We start from the raw sequence: 21348 nt of genomic DNA on the forward strand, positions 1-21348 counted from the left end.
TAACATCGCCCGTGTTTAAGATCACGAGGAAATCTTCACTTTTCGCGTCGTCACCGCCCAAGTGCCGCGGTTTGGACTCTCAACCAATTCGTTGTATTCCAGCACGTTCAAATCGCGCTGAATGGTCCGCTGTGTGATTCCGAATTCATCAACCAGTTCCTCTGTTGTCACCGTCCCTTTCTCTTGAATATAAAGATAAATGGACTTGACACGGGTGAGCATCCGGTCGGTTGAAGTATTCAAAAAACCACTCCCTAACCAAGTGTATAATGGAACGCAAAACAGGGGGGCGGTGTATGAAAACTGGTTGAGGTTTAACAAGTTTGTTGATTACGAATGTTAGTATGAATATTGCTGCGTCTAAAGTGTATTTTTGAGAAGTTCAAAGAACAACCCTGTTTGCATTTATTATATAGTATTTTTTCATAATTCGCAAAAGAAATGTACTTCGTGAGAAAGAGGCGATGATTGTGGAGCGATTTGAACAAGAGTTTCTAACAAAGCTTGATGAACTGGTCTCGATTGAGAGTGTTTATCATGATGCTGAAGCTACAAGTGAAGCCCCGTTTGGTAAAGGGCCGGCAGAGGCGTTAAACTGCGTATTACGCTGGGGAGAAGAAGACGGGATGATCGTGAAAAATGTCGACGGTTACGCAGGCCACATCCAACTTGGTGAAGGGCGGGGTGAGGACGCAGCTAGTGTGCTTGTACATCTTGATGTCGTACCCCCGGGGCCAGGATGGACGAAAGCCCCATTTGCACTTACAGAAGAAGATGGGCGTTTGTACGGCCGCGGTGTTCTCGATAATAAAGGCGCAGCAGTTGCAGCGTATATGGCATTAAAACAAATCAAAACGGAAGGTGTGGCGTTAAAGCGTCCTCTTCGCTTTATTGCAGGTATTGATGAAGAACGGCACTGGGCATGTATGGATCATTACTTTCAAGAAGAGCCACAACCAAAGACAGGCTTTGTCCCGGATGCAGACTTTCCAGTTATTACAAAAGAAAAAGGGATTCTTGACGTTGAAGTTACCCAGCCGTTATTTAACATTGAAACGAGTGCACCTGTTTTCCTACAGTCCCTGCATAGTGGGGAGCGTGAGAATATGGTTCCTGCAGCAGCTGAAGCTGAACTTGTAATGTATGATGCTGCTGAACTCGAACGTTTATACAAGCTGCTCGAACATATGCTTGCTGCGGATCAATTTAAAGTTGAGGCACACGGGTCAGTGCTGCGATTAGACGTTTACGGTACGCCTGCTCACGGGGCGGCGCCGGATCTTGGGGATCATGCAGCAGTAAAGCTTGGCCAGGTGCTCGAACAGCTGCCGCTTGATCAAGCCGGGTTAACATTTGTCCAAAAGCTGCTTGCTGAATGGGGTGATTCAACAGGACGCTTGCTTGGTGTTCAGAAAGAGACAAGCGATGCTGTATTAACGGTAAATGCAGGGGTGGTGCGTTATGATGCATCTACAAAACAGGCAAAAATCGTCGCTACTGTCCGCGCACCGGCAGAAGTACCACTCGCCGAGCTCCGTGCACAGCTAGACACTTGGGCCGAGCGCCGTGGTATGGATCTCCGTGTACTTGATGAGCTTCCGGGACACTCGCTTCAATCGGATCATCCGCTTGCTCAAATGCTGTTAGATGTCTACGAAGGGCATACAGGCGAGCGCCCGGCGCCTCTTGCCATTGGCGGTGCAACTTATGCCAGGGTTTTAAAAGATGGGGCAGCTTTTGGACCGTTATTTCCAAATCGGGAAAATACAGCGCATCAAGCGGATGAGTGGATGTATTTTAAAGATTTATTGTTATGTACGAAAATGTATGAAGATGTCTTGCAACGCTTGGGCCAAGCTGAGAACTTATAAGTTGAATGAATTTCATCATTCGTCATAAGAGGATAAAATCGAACAATTAAGGTAACCTTCACTTCAGCCTGCGCTTCATCCTCTGGGAGTCGCCGTCTTTCGTTTCGGTTACTTTTACATTTGTCTTTTGTGTATGGTTTGCTTGATCGTTCATGAAGCATCATGATGAAACTGATTCGTGTAGATATCGCTTGCTCAAAAAGATCTCTACAATTCATGACCATCAAATGATGCAAGGCTGACGAGCATCGGCGGCGACGCCACCAGGAACAAGCCTAGCCGAAAAGCGACGTCAGCGCCCGCTTTTCTAAAAAGTTTGTCAACATGCTTGAGCTGTCTCAAAAGATTTATAAATATTCGATTTAAGAAAAAGGCACAGGAAATATACGAGGCTCCTCCAGGAAACCGGGCAACTGAAGCTCCCGCAATGAGTGGTTTTTTCACGCGCAAGCTGAAGCGTTCCCCGGCAGCAAAGCAGACACGATTCAATCAAGCGTAAGCGCTGACTGAGTCGATGTCGCATTTGTGCCATTGGTGAAAGTGAGTATATTTCCCATGCCTATCATTTAAATCATATCTTATGGGACAGCCTCAGACTGTCGAACAGGGAAAGTGAACATTAGTTATTAAACTTTATTAATCATCAAATTCGAAAAGGTCTGTTGATAGGTAACGTTCGCCTGTATCGCAGGCAATGGCCACAACGACTTTATCTGGTGATAGCTGCTTTGCTGTTTCAATAGCGGCAAAGCAAGCAGCACCTGAGGATGGTCCGACAAGAATACCTTCACGGGCTGCTAAATTGCGCGCAGTTGTGTAAGCATCTTCATCTGTAATTTTGTAAATATGGTTGTAAACATCTTGATTTAAAATTGGTGGAATAAAACCAGGCGATGTCCCGACAAGTTTGTGCGGACCAGGTTTTCCACCAGAAAGCACAGGTGAGCCATGTGGTTCAACGACATGTACTGCCAAGTCCGGGTACACATTGCGAAGCGCTTCACCTGTACCGGTAACTGTTCCGCCAGTACCAGAAGCGGCTACGAATGCACCAAGAGGCTTGTTGATTTCTTTCATGGCTTCAATGATTTCCGTGGCTGTTGTTTCACGGTGAGCATCCGGATTATCCGGGTTTTCAAACTGCATCGGCATGAATCCGCCGTCAATTTCTTTTGTCAGTTCGTGAGCTTTATCAATCGCACCTGGCATTTTCTTTTCGCCTGGCGTGAGAACAACTTCAGCACCATAAGCTTTCAACAGGTTAATCCGCTCCTGGCTCATCGTGTCCGGCATGGTTAAAATGGTACGGTATCCTTTGGCCGCAGCGTTCATAGCCAAGCCGATCCCTGTGTTACCGGAAGTAGGTTCGATAATGACAGAATCCGGGTGCAAATCACCGCGAGCTTCAGCTTGTTCAATCATGTTTGACGCAGCACGGTCTTTTACGCTGCCGCTTGGGTTTTGGAACTCAAGCTTTAAATAAACATCAGCACCGCCTTCAGGCGCAAGTTTGTTTAAGCGTACGAGGGGGGTGTTGCCAACGAGTTCAGACATATTATTTGCTACGCGCATGAATCGTCACATCCTTTGTTTATGATTTATGGTTCAACTGTTCATAGTTTACCACATATAAGTGCATTAACCCTATCATTTAACTATGATTATCATACAAGATGAAAAACTCGAACGTAAATGGAATAGAAGAGGAGGCGTTGTTAAATGTATCAAGGGGTAATGTTTGATATGGATCAAACCCTTGTCGCGTCAAATTTAAACTTTGCTGAGATGCGTGCCGGGTGTTTTCGGATCTTAAAAGAAGCAAAGATTCATGTACCGGCGGCATACGGAGAGGCGCCCCCGCCGGCTTCGTTGATTGAACTCGCTAGAAGCTATGAAATCAACGAAGGTTTCAGCGGACTCGTTGAAAAAATGTTCAGCTGGGTTGCCCGTTGTGAGGCTGAAGGCATGAAGGAGGCGGTGGCAGAGCCAGGGGCGCTTGAAACTGTTTCTGCATTAAAAGGAAAAGTTCCGATGACTGTTGTCACAAATAATGCAAGTGCATCCGCCCGTAAGGCACTTGATACCACCCAGCTGGCACCTTATATTGATTTTGTTATCGGCCGCGACGACATGAATGCTTTAAAGCCGGCCGCATCAGGCATCGAAGCTGTACTTGAGGCTTATCCGCATATTGAGCCGTCAGCCTGGGTCATGGTTGGAGACTCTTGGATTGACGGGAAGGCAGCAAATGAAGCAGGTGTTCCGTTTGTATCTTATTGTGCCTCTGACTTAGAAACCAATGGTGTGGAAACGGCTCACACCATTGATCACTTAACTGAATTGATTCAAATGACTGCTCGAAAAGAGGTGTAGTATGGTAGAACAATCCCATTATTTTGTCGCTGTTCAACCCCCGTTACAAGTAAGAGAGCAGTTAAAAAAAGATGCAGAAGCACTTCGTCCTCATGCGCCGTTTAAGCACTGGGTTCATGTGAATGATTATCATATTACGTTAAAGTTTCTCGGCTCGATTCGGGGTGTCATGAATGAAGATGGGTTGATTGATGTTCTCAAAGAAGCTGCACAAGCGACTGTGCCTTTTCAAGTCCGGCTTCAAGGTATCCACACGTTTGGTCCGGCTCATGCACCGCGCGTTCTTTGGTACAGTGTGCAAGCTGATGAAGCGCTTAGTCAACTTCAACAGTTTGTAGACGATATATTAAGCAAGAGAGGTTTTACAAAAGAAAAACGGTCATTCACCCCTCATGTGACTTTAGCAAAAAAAAATAATGATCAACCGGTAGCGTATAAACTCAGCTTGGCTGAACGAAAGGCAGAAGATTTGCATTTTTCGGTGGATCAATTTTCATTGTTTAAAGTTCATCCGAAAAAAGCGCCGATGTATGAACAGGTGGAAGCCTTTCAATTGCATGGGGGCTATGATTCATGAAGTTCAAAGGGAGCTTTAAAATCGCCCTTCATTTAACGGTTATTTATGTCATTTACCGCCTCGGAAGTTGGTTGCAGGAAATGCTTCAGCTTCCGGTGCCCGGAAGTATTATTGGATTTGTATTGTTGTTCCTTTTATTTCAATTTCAAATTCTTCAGCCTGCGTGGATTGCAGAAGGTGTTGAGTTTTTGCTCAAGCATATGCCTCTGTTATTTATCCCGGTTACAGCAGGTGTCGTAGAGCACTTCGGGTTGTTTCCATTACCAGGGCTACTACTTGTAGGTGTCGTTTTTATTAGTACGTGTATTGTACTTATTATAGCCGGCGGGGTGACTCAGTGGATGCGTAAAAAGGCAGGAACAGTATGATGTTCGTTTATAGTTTGATCATCGTTTGTGCGACGATTTGTATTTACATTGCCAGTCGATTTTTATATTTCAAAAGCGGGCGGCATCCATTGTTACTGCCTGTGCTTACAAGTACAGCAGTCATCGTCATTTTGATTTCGATAACAGACTTAACGTATACGTTTTACATGAACGGTGGTGCATGGCTGGATCACTTTCTCGGACCGGCAGTGGTCGCACTAGCTTATCCGCTCTATCGTCAAAAAGCACGTATTATTGCATTGTTTCGCCCTTTTGCTGCAGGGATTGCGCTTGGGGCGGCAAGTGGTGCATTTACAGGTTTTTACGGCGCACGCATGTTAGGAGTGGAAAATTATTTATATTATTCAGTTGTGCCAAAGTCAGTGACGACGCCTGTAGCGGCTGAAGTTTCCGAATTAATCGGTGGAAGCAGTTCAGTTGCGGCACTGTTTGTTATGGTTGCCGGCATTGGTGGAGCAGTGATTGGCCAATCACTGCTTAGGAGGATCGGTGTGATTGACCCATTCAGTCAAGGCTTAGCACTTGGTGCAGCTTCACATGCGATTGGCACTGCAAAAGCATTGGAAGACAATGAAGAAGCAGGTGCTGCCGGAACGATTGCGATGACAGTTAGTGCTGCAGTGATGGCGCTGTTGATTCCGGGACTTATCGACTGGCTCCCATAAGGGCCAGGTTGAAGAAGAGGAGAGAGTTTATGGCGCAGTTAATCAAGCTTCAAGACTATGTATCTCGTTATGAAATAGATGTTTATCATTACCCGAGCCGGTTTATCCGATTAAAAGCAGAGCGCTGGCGTCAACTTGAACAAACTTGGCATCGGGCGAATCACGCAAACCTAGGAGAAGAGGGTCAAGAGAGCTGGTTTCCTGAACAGTCAGGCGGAATTATCCGGGGAACTTGGGATCGTCTTCGTCAATTTTATAGCCGCTCATCTCCTAAAGAAGAGGTGACAGAAACCCTGCCGCTGAACCAGCAGTTTAAGGATATGTCTTATGAAACGTTGATTGAGACGTACCGTCAAGATTTGTTTCATTCGCAGTTAAAGTGGGCCAGCTCCTCAATGCGTGAAGTGTCTGAGGTGGATGTGAAATACCGGTTTGATCCGTTATTGTTTGAATGGCTCTGGAAGCTGCCTGATAATTACTTTCTTTTATATTATCCAACTTTGCAGACAGCGCGGACAGCTGTAGATATGGACATCATTTTAATTAGTCCAGTGGAAGTGTATGCGATCGTTGTTTTAGCTGGTGGTGAAGGTAGTGTCTATGAAGGAGGTTCGGGCCGTTTTTGGACCGAACGAAGAAAAGATGAGCAGAAAAAGCGGGTCAGTCCGTTGCTTTCATTAAACCGGATGGAGACAGTTGTGCAAGATTTACTTGATAAAACCGGCGTACAAATGCCAGTGAAGCGTATTGTGGTCGCCCCAAATAGTTATGTAGACGCCGGCCCGCTCGGGGCTTCGGCATCGGTTGTTGACGAACGGAACTACCAAGCCTGGCTTGAAAAAATGAAGCGGCAGCCATCACCTGTAAAAAGTGTGCAGTTAAAGACTGCGAAACTGCTTTTAGAGCACGCAGAAACAACTTCTCGGTTACGTGGTGAGTGGCTGCCGGATGATGACCGCCTTAGTTAAATACGACCGTTTTATTTCCAAAGACGAGAACTTTGTCATCAACGTGCCATTCAACAGCCCGGGCAAGTGAAATTTTTTCGACATTACGTCCGGCCACACGGAGGTCTTCTGCACTGTGCCGGTGATTGACCCGAAGTACATCCTGTTCGATGATCGGTCCTTCATCAAGGTCGTCAGTCACGTAATGGGCGGTTGCACCAATCAATTTCACACCGCGCTCAAATGCTTTTTTATACGGGTTTGCCCCAATAAAAGCAGGGAGAAAAGAATGGTGAATATTAATGATCTGGTTTGGAAAACTTTCGACAAATTCAGGTGATAAAATCTGCATGTAGCGGGCTAACACAACTACGTCCACATTGTGTGCGTGCAGCACTTCAACAGCCTGCTGTTCAGCTTCTCGCTTACGTTCTTTTTGAACGGGGATGTGGTAAAAGGACAAGCCATAACTTTCCACTGTGGATCTTAAGCTTTCATGATTACTTACGACCACGGGAATGTCAACGTTCAACTCACCGTTTTTGTGCCGCCATAACAGCTCAAGAAGGCAGTGGTCTTCTTTTGAAACAAATATCGCCATCCGCTTTTTTTCAGCAGCTAACGTCATCCGCCAGTGCATTCCAAACTGAACGCCAACTTGTTCGAATGCTGTGCGGAGTGCTTCAATCTTTTGTTCGCTTGGAAAGTCAAATACCACCCGCATGAAAAACATGCCGCCTTTAGGATCGGTGCTGTATTGATCGGATTGAACAATATTTGCCTCTTCTTGATGCAAAAATGTAGATACCGCACGGACAATGCCCGGACGGTCCGGGCAGGAAATTAATAGGCGGGCCCGTTCTTGATGTATCGCTTCACTCATGATTTGTTCCTCCTTGCTGTCGTTTCAGCAGTATAATATATCATGTCTTCATGCGAAAAAAAATGGTTAAAAATTGAAATGCTCAGCTATAATCAGCTCATGATGTGAGAAAGCCCTTTTTTTGGTGCTTGTGCTGACGCACACTCGTGACTTCAGTTGTGAATTAGTCGGTCAAGTGTTGAAAAGGTTAAAAAGCGCTGTCCTTTATTGACGGGGTCTGTCAAACTTTGATACGATATATATCGATTCACTTAAAAAGATACGACAAAGTGCAGACGTATTAGAGAAATGTAAAATGACAGATTATACTTGCCAACTATAGACATGTTCAGTTGTACAAAGCGACGGCTGAACGAACAACGAAAAGCAGAGCCTGCCTCATGGAAGGCTCTGCTTGCTGTTCATATGGAGCTTTCTCCACTTATTTCATCGTAAAAGGATAACGCCATGAATTATTCGAACCATCTTACGCAAACGAGGGTGAAGCTATTGGAATTGCTAATGGGAGAAGGCTGGAATGTGGAGCCGGCAGGCGGAGCCACAGGCGAAGCCTATATCGCACATGCCGGAAATCATAAAGTCTTTTTAAAACGTAATTCCTCACCGTTTCTTGCTGTACTTTCAGCGGAAGGTATTGTTCCGAAGCTGCTTTGGACGAAGCGTCTAGAAAACGGTGATGTGGTAACGGCTCAGCGTTGGGTGCCTGGACGTGAATTAAAGTCCTATGAAATGGGACGGCCCGATGTTGCGCAGCTGTTAAGCAAGATTCATTCTTCAAGCGAACTTTTAGATATGTTTAAGCGGATTGGTAATCAGCCGCTTACCCCGGGTTGGATTGTGGAGGACCTGCAGGATCAGCTCGCCCGTGCAGGGGTGACACATCCGCTTTTACACGAAGCAATCCGTTATTTGTCAGCCAAGCGCGATGAAGTTATTCCGCCACGAATGGTCGTCTGTCACAGCGATATCAATCATAATAATTGGATGCTTAGCGAAAGTGATCATTTGTATTTAATTGATTGGGATGGCGCAACAGTTGCAGACCCTGCTTTAGATCTTGGCTTATTATTGTACGGTTATATTCCCCGCAGCGAATGGAACAACTGGCTTACTGAATATGGTACAGTGCTTGATGCGGGCCTTTTAAAGCGAATGCACTGGCACGTTGTATCCCAAACGGTGAGTGCGATCATTTGGCATTTTAACAGGGGTGAAATGACCGAAGCTGGTTCCTGGACGGATGATTTAAAGCGGTTGTTAAATGAAAATTTATTTTTCCCACCGGGGGAGTAATTGCAAGCGACGAATCATTTGTATGATTAAAAGCCAATAAGCAAGAAGGAGCCGCCGGGATGTCGCTCGGCGGCTTTTTATGCGCTGGGCTCGGCGCATAAAGCTTGATTTTTAAGTATGAAAATGGTCTATTTTAAGAAAAACAGTGGAGGGGAGGTTTGGATGGCTTGCGGATATTTAAAGTGTTAAATAATAACGCTGTCGTAGTTAAGGAATTTGGCCAGGAAAAAATCGTGATGGGGCCCGGCATTGCTTTTCAAAAATCAAAGCATGATATTGTTCCGGAAAGCAAGGTTGAAAAAATCTTTTTGCTTCAAGATGAAAATGAACGTTTCCAGCAGCTCCTTTCAACGCTGCCTGAAGACCGGATCGACTTTGCGGAAAAGGTGATTAGTTATGCCGAAGGGGAACTTGCTGCTCCCTTAGACGATCACCTGCATATTGCGCTTGCCGATCACATCTCCTTTGCACTTGATCGCTTGGAGGCCGGATATCCTATAAAAAACCGGCTGCTTAGTCAAATTAAAGTGTTGTACCCTGAAGAATTTCAAATTGGTCTTTGGGCGGCTAAGGAAATGACAAATGATTTTGAGGTGAATGTGCCTGAGGACGAAGCGGCTCATATTGCGCTGCACATTCATACAGCGAAAACCGACAGCCGTTCGATGGAGGATACGCTACATCATGCCGAGCAGGTGGATGAAATGATTCGTCTTATTGAAGGTTGGACAAAGGTTAAGGTGCAGCAGGATGATATTTCTCATCAGCGCCTGCTTACACATTTAAATTTCGCATTAAATCGTCTCCGTCAAGGTGAAGCGCTGCATGGCATGGATCCTGATATGCTTGAGCTGATTCAAACAAAATATCAAACCGCGTTTCAATGCGCGTCTGAAGTGGCTGATTTTATGGCTTCTTCTTACCAGCTTTCATTTCCGGAAGAAGAAAAAGGATACATTGCACTACACATTCAGCGGATCATTGATAAAAATGCAACCACATCAACCACATAAAAGTTTGTTATAAAGATTGAAGAATTGAATTGACGAAAGCGTTTACTTTATATATAATGATATCGAAAATTATAAATCGGGGATTGTGACTGGCACGCAGGCAAGACCTAAAGAACATGTGAGGGGAGACCTCTATGTTTCTTTAGGTCTTTTTTTGTGTACTTTTTCAACAGTCTCCATGGTATAAGCCTGGATAAACAGGCGGAGATTAAATATGAAGGAGGAACAGCTGATGGATCATGCAAAGGTAGGAAAGCAGCTCGTCGAACTTGTCGGAGGAAAAGAGAATGTTGTCAGTGCAACCCATTGTGCAACACGACTTCGCCTTGTGCTCCATGATGATGAGAAGGCAGATAAATCTGCTATTGAAAAGCTAGATGGGGTAAAGGGTGCATTTGCAAGCTCAGGTCAGTATCAAGTCATTCTCGGGACCGGTGATGTGAACAAAGTGTACCGCTATTTTGCGGACGAAATTGGTGCTGAACAGCTTGAGTCTGCGGATCATAAGGAAGCGGCTCGCAAAAACATGAATCCGGTGGCACGTTTTGCAAAAACGCTATCGAACATCTTTGTGCCGATTATTCCTGCAATTGTAGCAACGGGTCTTTTGATGGGATTGCTCAGTCTAGTTGATGCGTTTGATTTGATGGGCACCGATGCAGGGCTTTATCAAATGCTTGATATGTTCTCAAGTGCTGCCTTTATCTTTCTTCCGATCTTAATCGGGGTGAGCGCAGCAAAAGAATTCGGCGGTAATCAGTACTTAGGTGCGGTCATCGGCGGGATTATGATTCACCCGGAACTTATGAATCCATGGGGACTTGATGACCCTGATGCCCAGCCGGATGTTGTCACTGTACTAGGCTTTGAAGTGGAAATGCTCGGTTATCAAGGGACTGTCATTCCGATTTTACTTGCAACGTGGATTATGGCGATGATTGAAAAGCGGCTTCACAAAATTGTTCCAAATGCTGTAAGTTTGCTCGTTGTTCCATTTGTAACAATTATCCTGACAGGCTTTGTTGCTTTAATGGTGATGGGTCCAATCGGAAATATCATTGGAGAAGGGTTAACCGTTACATTAAATTTCCTTTATGATTACGGCGGTGCGCTTGCTGGTATTGTCTTCGGCGGTTTGTATTCAACCATTGTTATCACAGGTGTGCACCACAGTTTCCATGCGATTGAAGCGAACCTGCTTGCAACTGAAGGTATTAACTATCTGCTGCCGATCTGGTCGATGGCAAACGTTGCTCAAGGCGGCGCCGGCTTAGCTGTGCTGTTTTTAACTCGAAGTAAGAAAACGAAAGAAGTTGCTGTACCTGCTTCAATTTCATCCTTTCTCGGTATTACTGAACCGGTCATTTTCGGGGTGAACTTAAAATATCGTCGTCCATTTATTGCAGCTGCCATCGGTGGTGCTGTCGGCGGCGCTTACGTTGTATTCATGAATGTAACGACCGTCGGTATTGGCATCACTGGACTTCCGATGTTTGCCATTGTAGATCCTGAAAGTATAATGAATTATGTTCATTACGGTATTGGTTTTGCGCTCGCGGTTATTACTGCGTTTGTGATGACGTATATTCTTGGCATTACAGATGATCCAGATGAAATTGAGCAGGGCAAAGGGAATGAGCAAAATACCGAAGAGGAAGCAAAAAGCTAAAAGGGGGAAGCATTGTGCAAAAGCAGGGCGTCATTTCGTTAGGGGAAGCGCTGATTGACTTTATCCCACTAGATGAACAAGATGAAATGTTTCAAAAGTGTCCGGGAGGTGCGCCGGCAAACGTTGCTGTCGGCCTCGCTCGGCTCGGCCTTGCCTCAACATTTGCCGGCAAGCTCGGCGATGATGTACTTGGCCGCTATTTAAAAGATACGCTGAAGGCCTTTGGTGTCAACACCAATGAAATCGTGTTGACAAACGAGGCGAAAACGGCAATTGTTTTTGTCACACTTGGTGAAGATGGGGAGCGGAGCTTTGAATTTTACATTAACCCGAGTGCCGACCAGCTCTTAAATCCAGAAGATCTTCAAGAGTCGTTGTTTACCTCGCATCGGGTGCTTCACTTCGGCTCGATTTCAATGATTCATCCAGAAGCACGCCGAGCGACAACACACGCCATTGAGCGTGCCAAGGCAAATGGATTGTTTATTTCTTTTGACCCAAATGTCCGTCTCGGCCTGTGGGAAAGTGAAGAAGAGTGCCGCGAACGAATTTTACAAACGTTAAATGAGGCGCATCTTGTAAAAGTTTCAGAAGAAGAAGTCGAATTTCTAACCGGGGAAGCTGAGATTTCCGCTGGTGTCGCTAAGCTGAAAGATTACAGCTGGGATGTGCTTGTTGTTACAAAAGGGGCAGCAGGCAGTGAAGTCTTTACAAAACATGAACATCGTACCGTTTCAGCTGAAATGGTAGAAGCTGTGGATACGACAGGCGCCGGCGATGCTTTTGTTTCTGCCCTATTGTATAAAGCTCATGAACATCCTGGCGGGCCAACTGCGATGACAGCCGACGACTGGGCGGAAGCCGCTCGCACCGCAAGTTTATCTGGAGGTATGGCTGCAGCAACAAAAGGTGCGATGACCGCGCTGCCAACAATTCAGCAATTAGAAGACCGGCAGGAGGAACGCTCATGATGAGTGCACGTGAACAAGAGCTGCGCAATCAAGCCGAAAGGGCGCTTCAATCTGCCGCTACTGACGACTACCGCCAACATTTTCATATTCAGCCGCCGGTGGGATTATTAAATGATCCGAACGGTTTAATTGAGTTTCAAGGCGAATATCACGTTTTTTATCAGTGGAACCCTTTCGAAACAGCTCACGGAGCAAAGTTTTGGGCGCACATGACGTCAACGGACCTTGTACACTGGCAGTGGCATGAGCCGGCACTCGTCCCTTCAGAATGGTATGAAAAAAACGGCTGTTACTCCGGCAGTGCAGTGGTCGTCGGTGATGAACTCTGGCTGTATTATACCGGTAATGTTAAGGGTGAAAACAATGAACGATTTACGTATCAATGCTTAGCTGTATCCGCAGATGGACGTACATTTCATAAAGAAGGTCCTGTTCTTAACCTTCCTGACGGATACACGCCGCATTTTCGGGATCCGAAAGTATGGCTCGAGGATGAGACATTTTATATGGTAATCGGTGCACAAAATGAACAAGAGACAGGCCGGGCCCCAGTATTTACTTCAACAGACGGTCGGAGCTTTGAGCAGTTAGGTGAAGTCTCCGAGAGCGGAACAGAATCGCTCGGTGCGTTCGGCTATATGTGGGAATGCCCGGATTTATTCTCGTTAAATGATACGGACGTACTTCTCTTTTCCCCTCAAGGGTTGGAAGCTGATGGGACAAAGTATCAAAATGTTTTTCAGGCAGGTTATGTGGCCGGCACATGGGATCAAACAACGGGCCGACTTCATCACGGAGCGTTTCACGAACTTGATGAGGGTTTTGAATTTTACGCTCCCCAAACGTTTACAGATCGTTATGGCCGCCGTTTAATGTTCGGCTGGATGGGTGTACCTGAACAGTATGAAAAGAGCCAGCCGACAGTCACAAACGGCTGGGTGCACTGCTTAACCTTGCCGCGGGTACTAACGTACAGTGGCGGCCGGATTTATCAGCAGCCGGCCGAAGAGTTGAAGAAACTGCGCCAAGATCAGCAGCATTTCGTAACGACGGGCGAAGGTTTAGAGATTCATGCAGGCTCTGCCTATGAATTTGAATTTGAGCCTAAGCAAGATAGCAGATGGTCGTTAATGTTCGGCGACGGCGCATTGCTTGAGTGGGATCCAGTGAAACGACGCTTAATATGTACGCGAACCAATTGGGAAACAGGTGAAGAAGAGAAACGAGTCGCAGAAATATCAACAATGGAGAAACTGCAAGGATTTGTAGATGCCTCTTCCATTGAGCTGTTTATAAACAACGGTGAAAAAGTTATGACTGCCCGAATTTTTCCTAATCACCGGGCGTTTCGTTATGAAGGAAAAGCTGGTAATCAACTCACCTTATACCCTTTTGCTGCATTAGACGAGTAGTCAGCACCGGCGTATTCTTGTACAATCATAGACAGTACGCGACAGTCCATCGTAAAAGGGGAATTTGAGCATGAGAGTACGTCGGAAACCATGGGCATCACAATATATCCAAGCCCACCCGGAAGTCGTAACTGATCAGCCGCAAATGCTGAAAGGAAGCTGGCATGAAAAAACGGGTGGTGCACAGCTTCACGTTGAAGTAGGAACGGGTAAGGGCCGATTCGTAACAGAGATGGCTGCAAAGCATCCAGAGCTCCATTTTGTCGGGGTTGAGCAGGTGGAAAGTATTATTGTAACAGCTGTGGAGCGGGTCGTAGAAAAAGAGCTTTCCAATGTGACGCTGATCCATGGGCAGGTAGACGAGCTTGAGGAAATGTTTGCGCCAGGTGAAGTTGACCGGTTGTATATGAATTTTACAGACCCATGGCCGAAAAAAAGGCACGAGAAACGGCGGTTAAGCTATAAGGATTATTTGACCAAGTATGACCAAGTGTTAAAAGCTGCCGGTGAAGTTCATTTAAAGACAGATAACCAGCAGTACTTTGAGTATTCGCTCGGATCATTTTCCGAAAACGGCTGGAAGCTTAAAAATATCAGCCTTAATCTCCATGAGAGTGAATGGGAAGCGGACAATATCCATACCGAATACGAAGAAAAGTTTGCTGCTAACGGCTGGCCGATTTACCGGCTCGAAGCATATCAATATAAGTAATCATAATAAGTAATCATAAAAAATCCGCTGCGGGCACAAAAAGCCGCAGCGGATTTTTTAATAATTAACAACAGTAAAATGAGTGCCCGTTCAAGCAAGCGCTTCAGCGTGTAGACAAACCCTTGAAAAAGCTAAGGCTGACATCGCTTTTCAGCGGACGACTGCACCCGGAGGGCACAAGTGCGACTTCGGCTTGATCTGTGCTAAAGCTTGATTTCACCGTGTCTTCTTAGCCTCTTGTGCCGGTTCAACTTTCTCGGCAGAAAGTCACTGCCTGCGGGATTTTCGGCTCGTTGTTCTGCGTAGGCGTCGCCGCCGATGCTCGTCAGCCTAGCGTCATTTGATGGTCATGAATTTTAGAGATCCTTTTGATTAAGCAATATCTACATAAATCAAGTTCATAACGACGCTTTATGAACGATAAAACAAACAATGATGATCCGTAAATGGACAAGTGACTGAAACGAAAGACGGCGACTCCCAGAGGATCAAGCGCAGGCTGAAGATCCACTTGTTCGAATGAACCATTCGAACAAGTTAGCTGAAGCCAAGCCCTCGGGAAAGCGTCCGTCTGAAGTGAAGGTTACGTTCAATATCCCGTTTTTATCTTCTTAATACGGCAGGATGCGGAGCTCGGAGCAATAATCTGTCCATGAATGTTAGGTTTTGTACTTTGTCGACAGTTTGAACGCTCGTTCAAGCAAGCGCTTTCTTTTTCGAGATCCATACGATACACTGAAACTAGCAATGTATGGATGGAGGGTGACAAACGAATGGAACAATTAAAGCTAGGGGACTGGACATTAACGTGGTTGAACGGCGGGGTGACCCATCTTGATGGTGGTGCAATGTTCGGGGTGGTACCTAAGCCGCTTTGGAGCAAAAAATATCCGGTTAATGAGAAAAATCAAATTGAACTGCGGACAGATCCGATCTTAGTACAGGCTGATGGGAAAAACTTTTTAATTGAAGGCGGGATCGGCAGCGGCCGGTTAACTGAAAAACAACTCCGTAATTACGGAGTACACGAAGAATCAAAGGTGGAACAGGATCTTGAGGCACTTGGATTACAGCCTGAAGATATAGATGCTGTATTAATGACGCATTTACATTTTGATCACGGCACAGGATTAATCAAAAATACTGATCATGGTGAGGAGCCAACTTTTCCAAATGCAGTCATACATACGTCTGATGTGGAGTGGGAGGAGATGAAAACGCCAAATATCCGCTCGCAAAACACGTACTGGCAGCAAAATTGGAAAGCGATCGAAGACAAAGTGGAGCCTTTTCATCAAGAGCTTGAAGTTATTCCAGGTTTAAAAATGATCATGACCGGCGGGCATAGCACCGGGCACTCGATCATTAAGATGGAAAATGGCGGGGAAACGCTTTTGCACATGGCGGATTTAATGCCGACGCATGCACACAGTCCGGAATTGTGGGTCATGGCTTATGATGATTATCCGCTCGATTCAATTGCCGGCAAAGAGACTTGGTTTGCACACGGCCGCAAGGAAAATGCGTGGTACACGTTTTATCACGATTACAAATATCGAGCAGTTAAGTGGAACGAAGAAAATGAAATTGTTGAAAGCGTAGAACGTAACACAGACTAAAATAAAAGCCCGGTCTGTTTAAGTAACAGACCGGGCTTTTGTCATTAAGAACTCATTTCTAGAATAGTCCCAGTTTGAGCATCTACAACGAAATCAAACTGCTTTGTTTCGCCATCAAGTGTACTGGAGATGCCGCCTTTGTAAACTTCATAAGCTAAGTCGTCTTTTTCGTACGTTTCCGGTTTCATGTGAATCCAGGAGCCGTTAATCGGCAAGGTTTCCTGCACATTCTCTTTCACGTGCTTTAATGCTTTTTCAGGGGATACAGGCTGCGTTTCTAGCGCTTCTTTCAATGCATAGCCGGCAACAAAGCCAAGGCCAGCACCAATTAATACGTCTTTCAGTCTCATTCGCGAAACCACCCTTTCTTGGCATCTCATAATATTAGTATATCCGATTTGTTCCATTGACGCCAACAAAAGAATTGAAACACTATGCGAAAGGCTTAAGCTTTCCATGAAGGGTCACGGAATATATGTTTTCAAGCAGCATGAATAATCATCCTGTAATTTTTATAGCAAAAATTCAGTCCATTCGATACAATAGTTTTGAGAAAAATTTCACGGAACACGAAAGGAGTATTTGATGAAGCAGGAAACGCGTCAAATGTTTGAGACATTAACGAATTTACCAGGGGCGCCGGGTTTTGAACATGAAGTCCGCGCTTATACGAAAGGCATGTTGCAAAAATACAGCGATGATGTTGTTCAAGACCGCCTCGGTGGTGTATTTGGAGTGAAAAACGGACCTTCGGATGGACCGAAAGTTATGGCAGCCGGCCATATGGACGAAGTAGGTTTTATGGTCAAGTCGGTGAATGAAAAAGGCTTGATTAAATTCCAAACGCTCGGAGGCTGGTGGAGTCAGGTGCTATTGGCGCAACGCGTGCAAGTGCTAACAGATAACGGACCTGTCATGGGAGTCATTGGTTCTACACCGCCGCATTTACTGGAGGAGGACCAGCGGAAAAAGCCGATGGATGTGAAAAAAATGTACATAGATATCGGCGCAGATGACAAAAAAGATGCTGAAGAAAATATCGGCATCCGTCCAGGCCAGGCAGTTGTGCCGGTGTGCCCATTTACACCGATGGCAAATGATAAAAAGATTATGGCAAAAGCTTGGGATAACCGTTACGGTGTAGGGTTGTCGATTGAGCTGATGAAAGAGCTGCACGGTGAAAACATTCCAAACACCCTTTATGCCGGATCAACTGTGCAGGAAGAAGTCGGGCTTCGCGGGGCACAGGTGGCAGCACAAATGATTCAGCCGGACGTATTTTACGCGATGGATGCATCCCCAGCTAATGATGCTACTGGTGGGAAAGATGCTTTTGGTCATTTAGGCAAAGGTGCACTAATCCGGATTTATGACCGTACAATGATTACACATCGCGGGATGCGTGACTTTGTTCTTGATACGGCTGAATCCAATGATATTCCGTATCAGTTCTTCGTATCTCAAGGCGGAACAGACGCCGGGCGTGTGCATATGGCAAATGAAGGGATTCCGTCTGCCGTCATCGGCATTTGCTCGCGCTATATTCATACATCTGCTTCAATTATTCATACTGAAGATTATGAAGCGGCAAAAGAGTTATTAAAGCAGCTTGTACGTAACACAGACCGTTCAGCCGTAGAACAAATTCACGACAACGTTTAAAAAAGTCTAAGAGCCGGCTTTCACCGGCTCTTTCTTGTGCAAGCAGTTATTCAGTTTCAAAAACGTAGGCCAGGGCTTGCAGGGCCTGCTCTTTTGTTTCTACGACAACTTGTGCTTTTTCAGCGAGCTCTTTCGCCGGATGGTGAAGGTTGGCCGGTCGAATTAAAATGACTGGTTTACCAAGGGTCATTGCTGTTGCAGCATCCATTGCAGTGTTCCATTGTTTGTAGTTCTCCCCGAACAAGGCGATGACAACATCTGCTTTTTGCATTAAAATCCGGGTACGCAAGTTGTTCATGCTTGAGGCAGCATCATCTTTTGCAATCGCATTCGGCTGCTCACCTAAAATTTCTTCTCCAATATTGTCGGACCGGTCGTGATTTTCCATTGGTGCAAAAAAGTCGAGGGGCAAGTTCATCTCTTCCGCTTTCGTGCGGATCTCGCTTCGCCAATCATCATGAATTTGACCAGCTAAGTAAACGTTAAGTTTCATGGCTACATACCTCCTTGGCTTATTACGTTTAAATCATTCCTGTTTTGAAGTTTCGACAAACCCGCAAAAAATCCTTTCTTAAGAACTTTAGATTAAAAAGCATGTAAGATTTTTCGTTTCGTCGTGACCTTAGGGGGAGGTGAATGTGTATGCAGGAGTTTTTAAAGCGAAAAGATATTGAAGTATCTTTTCGCGCCTATATTCTCACCGCTTTAAGTTATATGGCGCTTGGCTTGTTCTCTTCACTCATTATTGGTTTAATTATTGAAACAATCGGTGAACAGCTCGGGATTCCTTTCTTCGTAGAAATGGGTACGCTTGCGATGAGCCTTGTAGGTCCGGCAGTTGGGGCCGGAATTGCCTACGGCTTAAAAGCCCCGCCGCTTGTTGCGTTTGCTGCTTTGGCAGCAGGGGCCGCTGGTAATGAGCTGGGAGGACCGGCCGGTGCATATGCAGCTGCACTACTTGCGGTTGAATTTGGGAAGGTCGTATCAAAAGAAACACGGATTGATATATTAGTAACACCTTTTGTTACCATTTTGATTGGTTTTGTCACAGCCTCGTTGATTGGACCGGTGCTTGATAATGCACTGCGCGGCTTTGGGGGTCTTGTGAACTGGGCGACAACGCAGCAGCCACTGATCATGGGTATACTCGTTGCAGCTTTTATGGGCATTGCCTTAACTGCGCCGATCTCAAGTGCAGCAATCGCAATTATGCTTGATTTAAGCGGCTTAGCCGCTGGAGCGGCAACGGTCGGCTGCACGGCACAGATGGTTGGTTTTGCAGTCAGCAGTTACCGTGATAACGGCGTCTCCGGTTTGGCAGCGCTCGGGGTTGGTACATCGATGCTGCAAGTGCCAAATGTTGTACGCAAACCGCTCATTTTAATTCCGCCAACGCTTGCTGGGGCACTTGCAGGGCCGGTGGCGACAGTTTGGCTGCAGCTTGAAAATAATGCTGAAGGCGCCGGCATGGGCAGCAGCGGATTTGTAGGGCAGATTATGACCTTTTCTGTTATGGGTTTTTCAACGTCTGTAGCTGTCGCTATACTTGCAGTTCATTTTGTGATGCCTGCTGTACTTAGTTTTGCAGTGGCTCGCGTGATGTTTGCCAAAGGCTGGCTGAAGCCTGGGGATATGAAGATTGAACAAGGTTAAAGGTGTGCGATTTTCCCCCCGGCTGTCAGCGTGTTAAAATATGAACGGTGCGAGAGGAGGTCAATGAATGGAAATCAACGAAGTGAAAGACGCATTGTATGAACGTCTCGCCTCGAGTGAGCGTACGTTGTCGTTTGATGAAGAGACAAACGAACTGCGGGTGGAACGGACACTAGACGGTGAAGGCGTAACCCTCGATGTAAGTAAAGTTCATGATAAATATCAAAGTGCAGGTGAGCAGGCGCTTGAAGATATGGTCATTTACATTGACTCAACATTTCAGGCGATGGATCAGCCGAAACAGCTTTCAGGACAAACAGCGCGCTTATACCCGGTTATCCGTTCCACGTCTTTTCCGACAGAGGCCCCGTCAGGACGTGAGCTCTTATATGATGAGCATACAGCAGAAACCCGGGTGTACTATGCACTGGATCTTGGCTCAACTTATACACTGATTGATGAAGGAATGGTTGAACAAGAAGGGCTTGAGGCAGGCCAGGTGAAGGAGACAGCGCGGTTTAATGTACGCCGCCTTCCCGTGGAAATGAATGAAGACGAAGTTGCCGGCAACCGTTTTTACTTTATCAATACGAATGATGGCTATGATGCAAGCCGCATTTTAAATGACAAATTGCTAGCAGACACAGCGCAGCAAATTGAAGGGGATATGACGGTTGCAGTACCTCATCAAGATGTTTTGATTATTGGAGATATCCGTAATGAACAAGGATATGATGTACTTGGTCAAATGGCGTTTCGCTTTTTCACCAATGGGCGAATTCCGGTAACTGCACTGCCAATGATTTATGAAGATGGCACCTTAGATCCGATTTTTATTATGGCCCGAAAAAAACCGAAATCTTAATACATCGATCTGCTTTGTCAGTTGTCTTCAGCATGATGGTTGTAGCATAAGGCACTGGCGAGACTTATATTTGAAGAGAATGTAAATGAAAAATTTAAAGGGTGATAAAGATGAACGTTTTTTACAATCCTAATGCTTTAGGAGACGTTTTGCTTGTAGCTTTTGAAGAAGTGAAAAAGGACGAGCGTATCGTTCGTACGTATGGTGATGTAGCCGTCCTTTTGCATACAGCATCAAACCAAGTATGCGGCTTAAATATTTTTCACGCATCTCATTACGGAAAAGTGAGCGGAAACGGTATGATCCCGGCAGATGAAGCGATCCGTGAATTGATTCAAAAAGCAGTAACCTCGAATAAAGTTGAAGGCGAAGTACCAGTGCCACAAGCTTCGAGCTTTGTTGTAGGTTACGTCAAAGAAAAGAAGAAACACCCGGAAGCAGATAAGTTAAGCATTTGCCAAGTAGACACAGGTGAAGATACATTGCAAATTGTGTGTGGTGCGCCAAATGTGGCAACTGGTCAAAAAGTACCTGTAGCCCTGCCAGGTGCCTTCATGCCTTCTGGGATGAAGATTGAAGATACAGAGCTGCGCGGCGTTCCTTCTTCGGGCATGATTTGTGCAGCCCGTGAACTGGCGCAGCCTAATGCCTCTAAAGAAAAAGGAATTCTTGTTTTAGACGAAAGCGCGCCGGTCGGTGGCGATGCCATCGCTCATTTATAGCAAGCACTTAGTTTTAAATCACATTACGACACGTTTTGAAAGAAACCAGAAG

General features: G+C 45.8%; 22 protein-coding genes. 17 read left to right on the forward strand and 5 right to left on the reverse strand.

Going from position 1 to position 21348, the window contains the following annotated elements:
* Positions 1-21: 21 nt before the first annotated feature.
* A complete protein-coding gene (locus B0H94_RS09345; protein ID WP_106588991.1) occupies positions 22-243 on the reverse strand; it encodes a DeoR family transcriptional regulator in 222 nt (73 codons plus the stop codon).
* A 227-nt stretch (positions 244-470) separates the two neighbouring features.
* On the opposite strand from B0H94_RS09345, the gene B0H94_RS09350 reads away from it, so the two are divergent.
* Complete coding sequence (locus B0H94_RS09350; RefSeq protein WP_181315339.1) at positions 471-1871, forward strand: Sapep family Mn(2+)-dependent dipeptidase; 1401 nt, start codon at positions 471-473, stop codon at positions 1869-1871.
* A gap of 636 nt (positions 1872-2507) precedes the next feature.
* Here B0H94_RS09350 and cysK read toward each other — a convergent pair.
* Positions 2508-3443: a cysteine synthase A gene (cysK, locus tag B0H94_RS09355; RefSeq protein ID WP_106588993.1), complete on the reverse strand. Its 936-nt coding sequence runs from the start codon at positions 3441-3443 to the stop codon at positions 2508-2510.
* A 147-nt stretch (positions 3444-3590) separates the two neighbouring features.
* On the opposite strand from cysK, the gene B0H94_RS09360 reads away from it, so the two are divergent.
* The 5 genes from B0H94_RS09360 to B0H94_RS09380 are packed head-to-tail and all read left to right on the forward strand — an operon-like array spanning position 3591 to position 6843.
* Complete coding sequence (locus tag B0H94_RS09360) at positions 3591-4244, forward strand: HAD family hydrolase (RefSeq protein WP_106588994.1); 654 nt, start codon at positions 3591-3593, stop codon at positions 4242-4244.
* A 1-nt stretch (position 4245) separates the two neighbouring features.
* Positions 4246-4821 carry an RNA 2',3'-cyclic phosphodiesterase gene (gene thpR, locus B0H94_RS09365; RefSeq protein WP_106588995.1) on the forward strand — a complete coding sequence of 192 codons (576 nt, stop codon included), beginning with the start codon at positions 4246-4248 and terminating at the stop codon, positions 4819-4821.
* Positions 4818-5189, forward strand: a complete 372-nt coding sequence (locus B0H94_RS09370) for a CidA/LrgA family protein (RefSeq protein ID WP_106588996.1) — start codon at positions 4818-4820, stop codon at positions 5187-5189. The genes thpR and B0H94_RS09370 overlap by 4 nt, the downstream gene beginning before the upstream one ends.
* The gene (locus tag B0H94_RS09375; RefSeq protein ID WP_106588997.1) at positions 5186-5875 is read left to right on the forward strand and encodes an LrgB family protein; all 690 of its coding nucleotides are present in this window, start codon (positions 5186-5188) and stop codon (positions 5873-5875) included. The genes B0H94_RS09370 and B0H94_RS09375 overlap by 4 nt, the downstream gene beginning before the upstream one ends.
* Before the next feature lie 29 nt (positions 5876-5904).
* Positions 5905-6843 carry a nuclease-related domain-containing protein gene (locus B0H94_RS09380; RefSeq protein WP_106588998.1) on the forward strand — a complete coding sequence of 313 codons (939 nt, stop codon included), beginning with the start codon at positions 5905-5907 and terminating at the stop codon, positions 6841-6843.
* Here the strand turns inward: B0H94_RS09380 and purU are convergent.
* Positions 6836-7705 carry a formyltetrahydrofolate deformylase gene (gene purU / locus B0H94_RS09385; protein ID WP_106588999.1) on the reverse strand — a complete coding sequence of 290 codons (870 nt, stop codon included), beginning with the start codon at positions 7703-7705 and terminating at the stop codon, positions 6836-6838. The genes B0H94_RS09380 and purU overlap by 8 nt on opposite strands.
* Positions 7706-8194: 489 nt before the next feature.
* Between purU and B0H94_RS09390 the strand changes: the two genes are divergently transcribed.
* The 7 genes from B0H94_RS09390 (at position 8195) to B0H94_RS09420 (ending at position 16394) form a co-directional block, all read left to right on the forward strand.
* Positions 8195-8998: a phosphotransferase family protein gene (locus B0H94_RS09390; RefSeq protein WP_245893947.1), complete on the forward strand. Its 804-nt coding sequence runs from the start codon at positions 8195-8197 to the stop codon at positions 8996-8998.
* Between the two features lie 167 nt (positions 8999-9165).
* Complete coding sequence (locus tag B0H94_RS09395) at positions 9166-10011, forward strand: PRD domain-containing protein (protein WP_106589053.1); 846 nt, start codon at positions 9166-9168, stop codon at positions 10009-10011.
* Between the two features lie 232 nt (positions 10012-10243).
* Complete coding sequence (locus B0H94_RS09400) at positions 10244-11680, forward strand: sucrose-specific PTS transporter subunit IIBC (protein WP_106589001.1); 1437 nt, start codon at positions 10244-10246, stop codon at positions 11678-11680.
* Positions 11681-11691: 11 nt separating this feature from the next.
* Positions 11692-12651 (forward strand): aminoimidazole riboside kinase, encoded by a 960-nt coding sequence (locus B0H94_RS09405; protein ID WP_106589002.1) that lies wholly within the window; start codon positions 11692-11694, stop codon positions 12649-12651.
* Entirely contained in the window at positions 12648-14063 is a 1416-nt protein-coding gene (locus B0H94_RS09410; RefSeq protein ID WP_245893949.1) for a glycoside hydrolase family 32 protein, read from the forward strand. Before B0H94_RS09405 ends, B0H94_RS09410 begins: the two co-directional genes overlap by 4 nt.
* Before the next feature lie 70 nt (positions 14064-14133).
* Positions 14134-14775 carry a tRNA (guanosine(46)-N7)-methyltransferase TrmB gene (gene trmB / locus B0H94_RS09415; protein WP_106589003.1) on the forward strand — a complete coding sequence of 214 codons (642 nt, stop codon included), beginning with the start codon at positions 14134-14136 and terminating at the stop codon, positions 14773-14775.
* A 773-nt stretch (positions 14776-15548) separates the two neighbouring features.
* Positions 15549-16394 carry a YtnP family quorum-quenching lactonase gene (locus B0H94_RS09420; protein WP_106589004.1) on the forward strand — a complete coding sequence of 282 codons (846 nt, stop codon included), beginning with the start codon at positions 15549-15551 and terminating at the stop codon, positions 16392-16394.
* A gap of 44 nt (positions 16395-16438) precedes the next feature.
* Here B0H94_RS09420 and B0H94_RS09425 read toward each other — a convergent pair whose 3' ends face one another.
* On the reverse strand, positions 16439-16744 hold the full coding sequence (locus B0H94_RS09425) for a PepSY domain-containing protein (protein ID WP_106589005.1): 306 nt from the start codon (positions 16742-16744) through the stop codon (positions 16439-16441).
* A 235-nt stretch (positions 16745-16979) separates the two neighbouring features.
* On the opposite strand from B0H94_RS09425, the gene B0H94_RS09430 reads away from it, so the two are divergent.
* The gene (locus B0H94_RS09430) at positions 16980-18056 is read left to right on the forward strand and encodes a M42 family metallopeptidase (protein ID WP_106589006.1); all 1077 of its coding nucleotides are present in this window, start codon (positions 16980-16982) and stop codon (positions 18054-18056) included.
* A gap of 46 nt (positions 18057-18102) precedes the next feature.
* Here the strand turns inward: B0H94_RS09430 and B0H94_RS09435 are convergent, their stop codons facing one another.
* Positions 18103-18549, reverse strand: a complete 447-nt coding sequence (locus B0H94_RS09435; RefSeq protein ID WP_106589007.1) for a YtoQ family protein — start codon at positions 18547-18549, stop codon at positions 18103-18105.
* A 149-nt stretch (positions 18550-18698) separates the two neighbouring features.
* On the opposite strand from B0H94_RS09435, the gene B0H94_RS09440 reads away from it, so the two are divergent.
* The 3 genes from B0H94_RS09440 to ytpR all read left to right on the forward strand — a co-directional run bounded on the left by B0H94_RS09440 (position 18699) and on the right by ytpR (position 21296).
* A complete protein-coding gene (locus B0H94_RS09440; protein WP_106589055.1) occupies positions 18699-19709 on the forward strand; it encodes a PTS sugar transporter subunit IIC in 1011 nt (336 codons plus the stop codon).
* Between the two features lie 67 nt (positions 19710-19776).
* On the forward strand, positions 19777-20574 hold the full coding sequence (locus B0H94_RS09445; protein WP_106589008.1) for a DUF1444 family protein: 798 nt from the start codon (positions 19777-19779) through the stop codon (positions 20572-20574).
* A 110-nt stretch (positions 20575-20684) separates the two neighbouring features.
* Positions 20685-21296: a YtpR family tRNA-binding protein gene (gene ytpR, locus B0H94_RS09450; protein ID WP_106589009.1), complete on the forward strand. Its 612-nt coding sequence runs from the start codon at positions 20685-20687 to the stop codon at positions 21294-21296.
* The last annotated feature ends 52 nt before the right edge of the window (positions 21297-21348 follow it).

The sequence above is a fragment of the Salsuginibacillus halophilus genome, assembly GCF_003014715.1.
In the GTDB taxonomy this organism is placed as follows: domain Bacteria; phylum Bacillota; class Bacilli; order Bacillales; family Marinococcaceae; genus Salsuginibacillus; species Salsuginibacillus halophilus.